Consider the following 11473-nt stretch of genomic DNA (forward strand, 5'->3'; position numbering starts at 1 on the left):
TGTGTTTATGCTCCGAAATTACTGCTCAGGAAGTTTTTGCGGAATTTTCCGTGACCGAAGGATTTCTTCGTCACAATACGATATTTGACGCCAACGCCAGATGGGCGAGGCATGAGATCGAAGTTTTCTAGCAAAAGCCTTAGGCGTTCGTCAGGGTTGTAGTTGAAGACGTAGTACATGTAAGTCATGTCTAGCGGATCTAACACAAAGACTTTGCTGTCTTCTTGCCAGAAAAATCGACGCAGAAACTCATTAATATTGGTCACTGTGGGGCTTTGAGTGAGATTGAAATAACGCATACGGATGATCAGCCGCTTTTGCTCTACCGTCAGTGACAATGTGTAATCTGAATTACGCCGAAAGTTAGCTTTAAAATTGGCTTTCTTTTTACCAAAACCAAGCCCCACTTTCGTTTTATCGCTGGGAGGAACGTCAATCCCTAACGGTACATCGAGGATGCGTGACCAGATATTGAGCCCAAATTCATTTGCCGTGTCGATATTAAAAACATCGCGGTACCAGTTACGCCAAAATTCTATGGTGGAACGCTCAAAGTAATCTGACTTGTATTTTGCTAGTGCCTTGAGGTTTTCAGCCTCTTCATATTGCCAAAGAATGGCTTTTAATAAATCCGAATGAAAATCAAATGATTGTACTGATTTCATACAATCACCACTTGTACAGCACTGCCTTTTATACGAGCCACTTCATTCAGCTTTATCGTGAAGTTATCAGAGGACCACGCTTTACCATCTGTTGAAAGCTCTACGCGAGTAATAAACAGTCTTGGCTCTACGGTATTAATACCGGCTGAAATTTCAAATGGAGAAACATCACGACCAACCACTAAACCACCGTCGCCCTCTACATCACCATTCGCCCAAGACTCGACCGCCTTGGGTATAATAGTTTGCGCATCCACCGTGGCTTTTTTTACCGTTACCCGGCAAAACAACACAATTTCTTTTGCTCTATCGAATTTCACGGGGTACGTTTGACCGCTGATTTTCTCAAGTACCTCAACTTCTTCACTGCCGTTAAAGGCCGCGCCGAGTGTTTTTGTTCTCAGTAAGGATTGGGCAATTTGATTCTTATCTCCCCCTTCAACACAAACGTAAACGCTATGTGGTACCAAAGTGATCCCATCAAAAATAATCGGTGTGTCGCCATAGTTCTCTCTATAAGCTAAAGAGCGTACCCCTTCCAGCTCATAGAGTGCTGATGTGATCGCCTCCCCAACACTCACCGTATTTCGCGCGAGTGTTTGCTTACGCCTGCGTCTCGCGTGCAAATCGGACTCTTCAATCCGCCCTAACGTCGCAGATGTCGGGTTACTGACAGTTTCCCAGCCAAGCACTGAACTGGCTACTTTATCCAACTGACCAACGCCACACTCGATAGCACCAGTCTCAATGGAACGCATATCCCCCGTAGCCGTACCATCTTTACCAAGAATTAATACCTTTGTTGTTTCAAAGATATCGCCTCCCCGTGTCGTTGCCTGTGAACCTTTGGGGATAATGGTACCGGCAACGCCGCTAAACTTAACCTGCGTCAGAAATGAGTGTGTCGCATCAAAGCGCTGACCACCCATCAATGCCCAGATTGCATCAAGAAAAATGCCGCCGGCCAAATCGGGGTTAATTTGATTGGCTAATTCGGCATTGTTACGAGCGACAGCATCTCGGTTCTCCACTTCCATGGTGATCAGAGCACCCTGCGGCGTTTCGGGGTTAACATCTAAGTCCTGACCAAACACGCCTCTATACTCGTTTTCAACGTCTTCACGTAACTTGCTGGTATCGGGAATAATCACCCCTTGCGATGTAATAAATTGATAATCAGCCATTGAGCGTTATCTCCCCATAAATCGTTTGTATCACTGCAGTGTATTTCAGCGTGTTATCTGTGATTAATGCCGAGAATGACACGACCGATATCACATCATCCAGCTCACGCATACGGTCGCGGAACGCAGATTCAAACAGCGGGATATCAGCCTGTCGTCCAAATGTGGTTTTCCAATACGGAATACCCAAGTCCAACTTATGCAACATCTCTCCGCGCAGTGCCTTCGCGTAATGTTCGCAACGTTTTTCGGATGCCCGTTCACCACTCACAATCGACAAATTTCCATCATTGCCAATGTGGATGTCGTTATTACTGTTGACGTTAAATGTCCTCATACGGGTTCTCCTGTATTACTGTCACCTCTTTGGACTTTGTCATGTTTATGTGTAGACCCGATATCTTTGCCGTTGTGCTTCATCGTGCCGCCATTTGAGTCACTGTTACCATTAACCTCATGATTACCATTGATAATCACATTGCCGTTAAACTCATTTTCTGGGGCATTAGAGATAAATTTTGGTGCATCTAAAACCGCCTTATCTTCATGCAATGATAAGCACACAGAGCCATCCATAGATTGGATCACTAAAGCATCGGCATTTTTTCCATCAATCAGCCAGCCTTTGAGCGTATCGGGATAAAACATGGCATCACTAAAAGTATGCAAACGCGCGGTATTGGGTTCATCTTCTAAGCCGCCACGCTGAAAAATCAAACTGACGTCTCGGTCATTGGCTTTGAGCCAGCCAAAATCCCCCGGCTTAATTGGCATGCGGATAAAAAAGCCACCACCGCCAAAACGAAAAACAGGGATATTCGGTACTGCAGCTCGCCCCATTTTTTGTCCTTCAGTAGAAACCATCATGACTAGCGGTTTAATAACGGCGCGATTGGTATCGTCGTCATAACTCACTACCGTTGCCGGAAGCATGTCATCAATATTCATCAGGAAATTGCGAAATGCAGCCGAGAGCTGCCCTGCCAAGCTGCCTTCGCTAGCAATATCACTATTGGGCTGGTTCATTTCTTACCTTTAAATTAGAGAGAATCGACGGACTAAAAACCGGGAGTAAAAATCCAATTAGTCACAATGAAAACTAATAATTTGATATCAAAGTAGTTTTTAATTACTTAAGCTGGACTAAATTGACTTAAGCACGCTTACAGGTCGCTTGATAGAAAAAAGGATCGTCGTGAGAAGCAATATCGAACTTCAACTGCTCAATAATGTAATCGCCGTTAAGTGCGGGATTAAACTTACTCTCAAGGCGCAGCATGCCGCCGAGCGACGACTCCGCATCAATGAGATAAGTGACATCAACGCCTTTTTCAGTGGCTTTGGGGATGCCTACCATGCCGGATTTTTGGTTTAAAATACGCAGTCGACCCGACAATGCTTTATCCTGGTCTTTGACATACAACACATCATCGTCAATAAACGCTTTTACCTTGCCAGCCTCTTGAAGTTTTTCGACTTGCTTGAGTGCCGACCCGCAAAAATACCAGTTCGCAATGTTCTTATCAGTGGCTTGAAAGTCGAGTTTTACATGACAATCTTGGGCGATATTCTTCGCGATATCACTCAGCTTGTTCATTGCCGAACCGGACGTTGATACCATTTCCCGCGCAGTGGCGTTGTTGGTTTTAGCTTTCAACGTCAGTGTGACATCCGGTGGGGATGCTATTTCAGCACTAACAATATCACCCACATAAATCCGAAATACCCCCGTACTGGCGCGACCGGCTTCAACAATTAACCGGTGTGGCGTTTTACTTTTTGCATATGGACTGGTTTCCGTTAACAGCATATTGCGCGTATCCGCATTTAAACCGTCAATGTTGACCGTACACTCATTCTGTAATGGGTTGGCGTACTTGGTGCCATTGGCTTTTATACGCAAGCCCTCATACCACTGCAGTCGCCCATTTACCTCAATGCCGACTCTAATGCGGCGTAAATCAATCATCGTCACCCCACCACACAAGATAGTGAGCCTTTCCGAACTGCTCCCACCACGGTAACTCATCGTTGTCTGTGATGAATGCAAAATTACCGGTACCGGATAAATAGCGATAGGGGATCAATGGTTGGTTCGGCATCACACGAACGCCCTGTATTAACATGTCGTTATTGCGCTTGATATCACAGAACATGACATTACGCGCCACTTTTATCGTGAGTTCCCACTCATCATCGACAAGGCTCACCCGCAATCGTTGGTTGGGGACTGCATTTAATGGAATCTCTTGCATTACCATCCCCCTAGTGTAAATTCGCCATCAGCAACCTTAGCGGCTGCAGATTTTTTCTTCTTCTCCGGTACCGTCGAAGTTTGAACTTTACCGCGATTCACAGTGCTTGATTGCTCTTTTTTGACAACCTTGCGTGGCGGTAAGTCACCATATTCCGGATCGACCGTTCGCCACTCAGTGAAACGTAATGACAACTTAATCGCGTCTGACATTTCAGGAATTTCATCATGATAGAAATTCACTAACAACATAGGTTGATAGATTTTAACGCGCGTTTGAATGCCGACTAATTGGTGTTTGTCATACGCTTGCTGCATAAGCTCAAACGCATTTTTCATCTCGCCAGAGAGAATTAAGTCCATACCAATTTCAACCGGTTGAACAACGACATGATCGCTACGCGTCTCGCCTGATTCAACAGCAAACTGCGTCGCTTTATGCTCGTCACGGACATTGATTTGAATCGGGCTTGCGGTTTCAAATAACGTCGTAAAATTATCCACATTGAATATTTTAACTTCGGTGATCATTTGCTTACCCCCGAGCTAGTCTGGTGCCCTAAATCTTGCAACTGTGATTGAAGTGCATCTTTTATACCGTTAGCTATGCCCTGCGCATCCGTCGCTTGTGTTTCAACCTTTATTTCACCAATTGAAAGATTGGTTTCGTTAGTCGTGCTGGACTGATTACTGATTGCTTGGCTAGTGACAGGATTCATCGGGTTAGTCGACATGCCCGTTATTTGTTGGTTAAGCCCTTTCACAAGCAAGGCGGTATCATCTTCAGATAACTTTGGCGTTTCAGGTATAGTGTGCTCAATTGTTCCATCTGCAGAGACTTTACGCTCAACCGTCTGAGTCACTTCCGCATCTTCAAAGCCAAACCAGCCTTTAACCGTACTCCAGCCGTTTTTAATCGCGTCCAGTCCATCATTGATCCAGCCGAGATATTGCTGTATTTGCGCCCACAGCCATTTAAAAATGCCGACGACAGCATCCGATACGGTGTTAAAGACACCCTTGAAATCATTCCCCCAACTGACAATTGAGTTGATACTTACCACTAACCAGTCAATAAACTGATTTAACGCATTGTTCATCGAGTTATAGGCGTTGACGACAATATCGGCGACAAACTTCACCGCAACCATCAGATACTCAAACAGAATTTTAAACGTTTGCCAGAGTCGTAGGATGACTTCTTTTAACTCAGGGTATTCGTCAAGAATACGACCAATCATCGAATCGTTGCCGTCGATGAAATTCATAATGTCGTCATAGACAAACGCAAATGCGGCAGCAAGTAAGGCAATAACAGCAACAATTGCCAATATGGGCCACGTTGCCGCAAGCGTAGCAGTTGCCGCTGCTATCATTGAAGGAACATAGAAAATCGCGACTGCAGAGCCTATCGCAATGAAGAAACCAACCATTAATTGTTTGTTATCTTTGCAGAAACCAACAAACTTATTAATCCATTCCAATCCTTTGGTTAAAACAGGGATCACCATTTCAAGAAAGCTGTTTTTCAGCAAGCCGGAAGACTGCTTAAAACCCTGCATGGCGTTATTGAACTTGATAGATTGCTCAATACTTTCTTTATTGATGCCCGAGTATTCTTTTTGAATACCCATCATCCGTTCAAGCTCTTTACGCCCCTTCATCATGAGTTCGACAGTTTTATCATCGGTCACACCCAGCGCAGATAAAGTCGCCTTGGCTTTATCGAACTTCATTCCCTGCACTTTATCAGCCGTTTTCAGGACTTTTTCCATCGAGTTTTTCGCAAACCCAAAGGATTTTGCCATAGCGGATAAATCGGCTTGAGCCGCATCTCGCGTCCCACCAAGCTCTGCCATTGAGCCTGCAAATGCGTCCACATCGGCTGTGGCTACATTAATTTTTTTACCTAGCTTATCAAGTGATTCAATCTCAGCGGAGCGCGTGACAGATTCGCTCACCATCGCAGTCGCACCCATCAACAAGCCCACAGCACCTAATGCCTTTTTCGCAAAAGAGACGATCGTGTTGCCTGTTTTTTGGTATTTAGCGTTGGTGTTATCTAAGTTTTTTTGAACTTCACCTTGTGCTTTAACTTCGCTATTTGCCGCCTCAATTCCCTTGACTCGCATTTCGTCAACAATACGGATCAGCTCTTGATAATTGCCTTGTAAGGCTTGAATTATCGCGTTAGCTAAACGTTTAGTGGCTACACTTTGACTTTCTGTGTGTTCAAGTTCAGTCATGCCCGTAGATAATTGAGCAATATCACCGTGTAATAATTGGTAATGCTCATCCAGCTCACCCAATGTCGACTGAGTTTCACTCCAACCGGCATCTGTAGCCTCACGCTGCTCATCCAAAGCCACTAAAGCAGTACTCACAGAATCCAATTGTGACTTAACCGCGTCAGTCTGTGCGTTGACCTCTTCGGCATTAGTCGAAAAATCAATGGAGTGTTCACCCGATAGCCCTTGGAGCGATTGCCATAACTCGTTCATCACACTGCCGAACGTGAGTGAGCTCTGCTCTGCCGCTTCTTGGGTTTTCTTCATGCCCTCGATAATGTCGTCCGTAGAACGCTGGACTTTGTCAAAGGCTTTATCGGCTTGCCGGGTGTCAAATTCAAAGACCTGAACAAACGTATCCATTAACGACATTATCTATCCTTTGAAGCGGCTAAGGCTTCGTTGTAGCGATTAATGATAGCGATTTCCCACAAGTCCATCGCTTCTTCTAAATCTATTGAGGTTTTGAGCTCTGAGAGGGTGGCGAGGTCTTCGCTGAGGATGACTGCAAAGAACCCATCAGCGTTTTTATAATCGACGGGAGTGAACCGCTTACCTTGCTGAGCAGGTAATGGAGGAAGCCTGAGTTCCCGTCGCCCCCGAAAAAACTGGTGTTATATTTCAGCATTTCCAGTTCTAAGCGGATCAACGATTCACCATCCGGCACGTGGTTATCAATCAAGGTTTGCGTTTTGAGTGGAATTTCATCCCCATCAACCACAACACAGACATACGCCATCATTTTCAGCATGGCTTCTTTACTGACATCGTAATCACCTATTTTCGGTGCGTTAGACAGTGGATATTTAGCCAAAATTTCACGCCCAACCGTTGCTGGCAGTCGGCTGATCACAAATAGCTTTTCGTCACCATCAACGTCTTTGATAGCGACTTCTTTGGGTTTAATTAACATGATGTGAACCTATAAAAAAGGCGGGTAGCCCCGCCATAGTTGGAAGTGAATTAACGGACTCGCGTGCTGTCGAAGTCTTGGAAAACAAAGGTGTATTGCTTCGCTTTCAACTTACCTGCGGATGCCGCTGAATTACCGCGACTACCATTGGTCATTTTTCCGTTACGCGCTGTGACTGTAGAACCATCTCCGTACGATGCTACCATGGTGATCATATCACCGGCATGACGACGCCCTTTTTTCGCTGTATTTGCCTCGAGCAAAATCGACAGGTTTTGGTCTTCTTCGCTACCGGCTAAAACGTTAATTGTCACCGTCTGCGGCGTCGGTGTTGACCAGCTCACCAAATTACCGTTAATGTCCATGCCAGTCTGCGCAATATCTACTGCAGGTAAATCCAGTGGATCGGCATCATCAGCAAATGTGGTGATTAAGATACCGGCTGGAAAAGTTTTAGAGGCTTGAATCGTTAAACTCAAGCCTGTTGCTGAAATGTCGCTCATTATCTATTCCTTACACTAAATTATGTGAGCCTTCGACCTTACGCACCCAGTCGCCTTTTCCGTAAATTAATACGTACTTCATGACATACTCAGGCAATCCACTCTCGCCAGTGCTTTCAACGATTTGGGCATTGTACCAATAGCCCTTGTCCTGCACGTCATGCCAAGCGAGGTCATCACCGGAAGCATCGGCAATCGCCAGTTTTTGAACTTCAGTAATTGTCTTACCGGCTAAAATCGTGCCGTTACCCAATGCTTTGGTCACTGCGCCAGCAATCACCATGAGCGCACGGGCTTCCCCGTCTTTATTCGCTGGAACACCACGCGTGGAAAGCAATACACTGAACCACTGTTGTGCGATATAGGCTTTTAACCACTGCTCGTTAGCATGGACGCTCATGTCCAATGGATTCGATGGACCACCACACAAGAACCCGCGCTGATAAAAGCGAATCTGCGAACCGGCAACCGCTGTTTCACCGTAGTAGTTCACTCGATATTTATCGTAGAGGTTGGCATCCTGGTCAGTAGTAACCTGTGCCGGGAACGTCACGCTAAATTGACGGAACATATAGTTCGTCGTTGCATTAGTGCGGTCGTAATCTGTTGCGGCCATGATCGCCATTGGCAACGCTTGGACGTAATAGAGGTTTTCTGTTTTAAGATTAAGCCCCACAGATGCGGTATTGATTAACGCGGCGCTAAAATCTTCAACCTTGCCTTTACTCACACTTAAATGAAGTTGATACTTCACATTCTCACCGGCAACATATTGCGCCAGCGGTACCGCCTGCTCTAATGACATTTCATCTAAGAATGTCGCGCTACCAAAGGAGTCAGAGACTTGTTCAGCCACAATGAAAGCTTCGAGTGGCGTCTGTGCCGGGTTGCCTTCGGATGTGGTACCGGATGATAATCCCATCGCATTCGACAGAACAGAGTAAGCGACACCGATAGAGGCGCGTTTCTGAACGCCACCACTTAACTCAAAGCAACTATTCAGGGAATTAAACGTCAAATAGCTGTTTGAGAACTGAGGCTCAGGCTCTGCATTCAGTTTCGCTTGGATCATCGATGCAATATCGGCATACGATTTCACCTCTGACAAATCCAATTCTTTGTAATCTTTGGTGATAGCACCGATAGTGACAGACAAGGTACCATCCGCAATCATTTTTAAATCCGCTAATGCCGCTGCCTTAGTACCGAACAACGTAGGCGCTCGTCCTACTGGCTCATAAGACGCGATTTGCAGCGCTTTAGGCTTGCTAACCGGTGCTGGACTGACATAGCTGAAATACTGACGCGCAAAGTGCGCTTCGGGTGAATCCGCGCCTAACAGTTCATCAACTTGACCACTGGCGAACTCTAAAACTTTACCAGCGGGAATTTTAGGGTTGGTTGAAAATAAGCGACCGATTAGTTTACGCATCGGAACAGCAGACGCGCCAATAACCGCCGATGCGATATCAACGTATCGATTTTGTTTAATTGGCATAGTAAAACCTTATATGCGGTGAATGTCAGGATAGAGCGCACTAACAGCCGCTGTATCGGGAAGTAATGTCCGGGTGAATGAAACCGTGAGGTCGAACGAGGGATTTTGTTCGTAGTTACCATGATCATTAAGAAAATAAGGCCTACGAATGGTGCTTGCGCGTTGAATACCAACACCTTGCTTTCTTAATGCTTCAACAAAGGGCAAAGAGTTGGTAATCATTCTGACAATAGCGGTAATGTCTCCCGCTGTATAATGCTCAGAATCAGTGATTAGAGCTTGAAACTGGTATGTTTTCTCAGATAACTGGCTTTCTTGGTGATTCGCCTTTTCACCTTGAACGTTGTATTTTCTCCCCTGCCACCCGTGACCATGCTCATCAATGGGGAAAAACATCACCATATTTTCTTCGCGACCTTGCTTAGTTGATTGGAACCCTGCTTTGATGGGGATATCAATTCCTGCCTCTTTGAGTTGAAAAAGAAGCTGCTTACGAAGAGCAATATCAACATTGTTATCCGTCATAAGCACCTACCTCGATACAAATCACTGATTTCCAGCCGTCCTGCTCATACCAATCCGCATCGCCCATCACATCGTATTTCTTGCCATTGAAAACAAGGAAATCGGGAGACGTGCCGCGCTGAATGCTTTTGATATCGTGAGAGGTATAGAAACGACGATAAACCGAGCTTGAATCAAACCCCATACTTTGGGCGTCTTGTGTATCTACCGCTTGCCAGCTCCCGCGAATTTCAACCGGTTCATAGTATTGGTTTTGGTCATGCCCTAATTCATCAGGTTCACGGCTTTTGAAACGAAACCACATAGCTTTTTGCTGTGGGATATAACGCGACGCTATACGATGTAAATTACCAAACATTATCTATCCTCCACGGCAAAAGTAACCGCATTTAACATCTGACCTGTATCGACCAATGGCTTATTTGTCGACTTGCCTTTGCTATGCCGCCGCGCCCTAGCCTTTACGGTTGCATCATCTAACGCAGGGGTGGTAACAGCTTTAATCGCCAGTTTCACATCACTAGCCGCTTTTGCACCCACTTGAGTGAGCCCATCAGTGACTGTGATATTTCCCTTTGCAGCTGCTTTAGCGGCACGAAAGATTAACGAACCATACTCTGATTTTTTATCACTCATCGTAGGGCGAAAAAACGAGCGAGGAGGAATACCGCCTTCGGGATAACCTAATTCCTGAATAGCAGCAACATACGCAATGGGCGTACCGTCAGGGTATTTGGAATGATCAAAGAAGCCGACTTTAAGCTGTATCTTGGCTAACTCATCGTAAACCGCTTTTAACTGGGCTAATTTCGTCATTAACGTAATCGCCCCCGCGCGTAAATCGCCCACCCACACCGCGAAATGCCGAGCGTTCACCTGCACCACCAATATATTGCGGTACGCTACAGCGCTTAATGAGTGCTAAGAACTGTTGGCCATATGTGGTCATTTTGAACCAGTGTGACCAATCAGAACCCGCAGGCGGTGCAGAGAATGACACGCTGATTTTGTCCATGGTGACGCTGGTAACAACACCCGTGGGCGCGGCGCCCTCTGCAATTTGCTGATTTAAGTCCAACATGTGGGCGACAACCAGCATCCACAATTCATTGGTACAAACACCACGACAAGGGGAAAAATAATTCAACGCGGATTGGGCAATAATATAAATATCATCATCAGGCACCGCACTGAACTGTGGACGGAGCACACGAAATGATTGAAGGGGAAATGTGCTCGCCTCCATCATTATTTACCCTTTTTGTTGGTTTTCGGGACTTCCTGCTTAGCCGCTTCCAGTGATTCAGGTGTTTCAGGTGCTGAGTTGTCACTGGCTTCCATATTTGTGGCCACTTTATCTGGATCTTCTTTGCGATTTTCCACACTGATAAACCCGTTTTCTTTATGCAACTGAAATACATGGTTATCTTTGAGTTGTGAGTATTGTTCATCACTGATTTCTGTCACACGCCCGCGCGGGGTATACATGTGCTTAGTCATGATGTTGGCTTGACCTGCAATAAACACCTTGCCGTCTTTAACGGAGTAATTTTGGTCGTTTGATAATGTGCAATAAACGTAGAGAGACATGGCTTTCTCCAATAAAAAAGCCCTCAAATGAGGGCGTAAAAAAGGAAGTGGTT

Annotated in this window: 16 protein-coding genes; all 16 read right to left on the reverse strand. The window is 45.6% G+C overall.

Annotated features, from left to right (window positions below; genetic code table 11):
- Positions 1-5: 5 nt before the first annotated feature.
- Positions 6-665 carry a DUF2612 domain-containing protein gene (locus PROVRUST_RS10320; RefSeq protein WP_006814734.1) on the reverse strand — a complete coding sequence of 220 codons (660 nt, stop codon included), beginning with the start codon at positions 663-665 and terminating at the stop codon, positions 6-8.
- Entirely contained in the window at positions 662-1849 is a 1188-nt protein-coding gene (locus tag PROVRUST_RS10325) for a baseplate J/gp47 family protein (RefSeq protein ID WP_006814735.1), read from the reverse strand. Before PROVRUST_RS10325 ends, PROVRUST_RS10320 begins: the two co-directional genes overlap by 4 nt.
- The gene (locus tag PROVRUST_RS10330) at positions 1842-2186 is read right to left on the reverse strand and encodes a contractile injection system sheath initiator (protein ID WP_006814736.1); all 345 of its coding nucleotides are present in this window, start codon (positions 2184-2186) and stop codon (positions 1842-1844) included. Before PROVRUST_RS10330 ends, PROVRUST_RS10325 begins: the two co-directional genes overlap by 8 nt.
- Positions 2183-2875, reverse strand: coding sequence for a Gp138 family membrane-puncturing spike protein (locus PROVRUST_RS10335; protein WP_006814737.1), 693 nt, complete (start codon positions 2873-2875; stop codon positions 2183-2185). Before PROVRUST_RS10335 ends, PROVRUST_RS10330 begins: the two co-directional genes overlap by 4 nt.
- Before the next feature lie 127 nt (positions 2876-3002).
- Positions 3003-3818 (reverse strand): baseplate hub protein, encoded by an 816-nt coding sequence (locus tag PROVRUST_RS10340; protein ID WP_006814738.1) that lies wholly within the window; start codon positions 3816-3818, stop codon positions 3003-3005.
- Positions 3811-4104, reverse strand: a complete 294-nt coding sequence (locus tag PROVRUST_RS10345; protein ID WP_039855060.1) for a phage baseplate plug family protein — start codon at positions 4102-4104, stop codon at positions 3811-3813. Before PROVRUST_RS10345 ends, PROVRUST_RS10340 begins: the two co-directional genes overlap by 8 nt.
- Entirely contained in the window at positions 4104-4634 is a 531-nt protein-coding gene (locus PROVRUST_RS10350; protein WP_006814740.1) for a phage baseplate protein, read from the reverse strand. Before PROVRUST_RS10350 ends, PROVRUST_RS10345 begins: the two co-directional genes overlap by 1 nt.
- A complete protein-coding gene (locus PROVRUST_RS10355) occupies positions 4631-6763 on the reverse strand; it encodes a coiled-coil domain-containing protein (RefSeq protein ID WP_071599552.1) in 2133 nt (710 codons plus the stop codon). Before PROVRUST_RS10355 ends, PROVRUST_RS10350 begins: the two co-directional genes overlap by 4 nt.
- Before the next feature lie 82 nt (positions 6764-6845).
- On the reverse strand, positions 6846-7304 hold the full coding sequence (locus tag PROVRUST_RS10360; RefSeq protein WP_006661498.1) for a hypothetical protein: 459 nt from the start codon (positions 7302-7304) through the stop codon (positions 6846-6848).
- Positions 7305-7354: 50 nt separating this feature from the next.
- Complete coding sequence (locus PROVRUST_RS10365) at positions 7355-7807, reverse strand: phage tail fiber protein (protein WP_006814742.1); 453 nt, start codon at positions 7805-7807, stop codon at positions 7355-7357.
- A gap of 10 nt (positions 7808-7817) precedes the next feature.
- A complete protein-coding gene (locus PROVRUST_RS10370; protein ID WP_006814743.1) occupies positions 7818-9305 on the reverse strand; it encodes a DUF3383 domain-containing protein in 1488 nt (495 codons plus the stop codon).
- Between the two features lie 9 nt (positions 9306-9314).
- Positions 9315-9830: a phage gateway protein gene (locus PROVRUST_RS10375; protein WP_006814744.1), complete on the reverse strand. Its 516-nt coding sequence runs from the start codon at positions 9828-9830 to the stop codon at positions 9315-9317.
- Positions 9820-10188, reverse strand: coding sequence for a phage collar protein (locus tag PROVRUST_RS10380; protein WP_006814745.1), 369 nt, complete (start codon positions 10186-10188; stop codon positions 9820-9822). Before PROVRUST_RS10380 ends, PROVRUST_RS10375 begins: the two co-directional genes overlap by 11 nt.
- On the reverse strand, positions 10188-10646 hold the full coding sequence (locus PROVRUST_RS10385) for a hypothetical protein (RefSeq protein WP_006814746.1): 459 nt from the start codon (positions 10644-10646) through the stop codon (positions 10188-10190). Before PROVRUST_RS10385 ends, PROVRUST_RS10380 begins: the two co-directional genes overlap by 1 nt.
- Positions 10609-11076, reverse strand: a complete 468-nt coding sequence (locus PROVRUST_RS10390) for a DUF4054 domain-containing protein (RefSeq protein ID WP_084789707.1) — start codon at positions 11074-11076, stop codon at positions 10609-10611. Before PROVRUST_RS10390 ends, PROVRUST_RS10385 begins: the two co-directional genes overlap by 38 nt.
- A 2-nt stretch (positions 11077-11078) precedes the next feature.
- Complete coding sequence (locus tag PROVRUST_RS10395; protein ID WP_006814748.1) at positions 11079-11420, reverse strand: hypothetical protein; 342 nt, start codon at positions 11418-11420, stop codon at positions 11079-11081.
- Between the last annotated feature and the right edge of the window lie 53 nt (positions 11421-11473).

The organism is Providencia rustigianii DSM 4541 (assembly GCF_000156395.1).
In the GTDB taxonomy this organism is placed as follows: Bacteria; Pseudomonadota; Gammaproteobacteria; order Enterobacterales; family Enterobacteriaceae; genus Providencia; species Providencia rustigianii.

Excerpts from the sequence above, each read along its gene's own strand:
- PROVRUST_RS10320 (WP_006814734.1), bottom strand. The coding sequence starts at position 665 with ATGAAATCAGTACAATCATTTGATTTTCATTCGGATTTATTAAAAGCC.
- PROVRUST_RS10325 (WP_006814735.1), bottom strand. The coding sequence starts at position 1,849 with ATGGCTGATTATCAATTTATTACATCGCAAGGGGTGATTATTCCCGAT.
- PROVRUST_RS10330 (WP_006814736.1), bottom strand. The coding sequence starts at position 2,186 with ATGAGGACATTTAACGTCAACAGTAATAACGACATCCACATTGGCAAT.
- PROVRUST_RS10335 (WP_006814737.1), bottom strand. The coding sequence starts at position 2,875 with ATGAACCAGCCCAATAGTGATATTGCTAGCGAAGGCAGCTTGGCAGGG.
- PROVRUST_RS10340 (WP_006814738.1), bottom strand. The coding sequence starts at position 3,818 with ATGATTGATTTACGCCGCATTAGAGTCGGCATTGAGGTAAATGGGCGA.
- PROVRUST_RS10345 (WP_039855060.1), bottom strand. The coding sequence starts at position 4,104 with ATGCAAGAGATTCCATTAAATGCAGTCCCCAACCAACGATTGCGGGTG.
- PROVRUST_RS10350 (WP_006814740.1), bottom strand. The coding sequence starts at position 4,634 with ATGATCACCGAAGTTAAAATATTCAATGTGGATAATTTTACGACGTTA.
- PROVRUST_RS10355 (WP_071599552.1), bottom strand. The coding sequence starts at position 6,763 with ATGTCGTTAATGGATACGTTTGTTCAGGTCTTTGAATTTGACACCCGG.
- PROVRUST_RS10360 (WP_006661498.1), bottom strand. The coding sequence starts at position 7,304 with ATGTTAATTAAACCCAAAGAAGTCGCTATCAAAGACGTTGATGGTGAC.
- PROVRUST_RS10365 (WP_006814742.1), bottom strand. The coding sequence starts at position 7,807 with ATGAGCGACATTTCAGCAACAGGCTTGAGTTTAACGATTCAAGCCTCT.
- PROVRUST_RS10370 (WP_006814743.1), bottom strand. The coding sequence starts at position 9,305 with ATGCCAATTAAACAAAATCGATACGTTGATATCGCATCGGCGGTTATT.
- PROVRUST_RS10375 (WP_006814744.1), bottom strand. The coding sequence starts at position 9,830 with ATGACGGATAACAATGTTGATATTGCTCTTCGTAAGCAGCTTCTTTTT.
- PROVRUST_RS10380 (WP_006814745.1), bottom strand. The coding sequence starts at position 10,188 with ATGTTTGGTAATTTACATCGTATAGCGTCGCGTTATATCCCACAGCAA.
- PROVRUST_RS10385 (WP_006814746.1), bottom strand. The coding sequence starts at position 10,646 with ATGACGAAATTAGCCCAGTTAAAAGCGGTTTACGATGAGTTAGCCAAG.
- PROVRUST_RS10390 (WP_084789707.1), bottom strand. The coding sequence starts at position 11,076 with ATGGAGGCGAGCACATTTCCCCTTCAATCATTTCGTGTGCTCCGTCCA.
- PROVRUST_RS10395 (WP_006814748.1), bottom strand. The coding sequence starts at position 11,420 with ATGTCTCTCTACGTTTATTGCACATTATCAAACGACCAAAATTACTCC.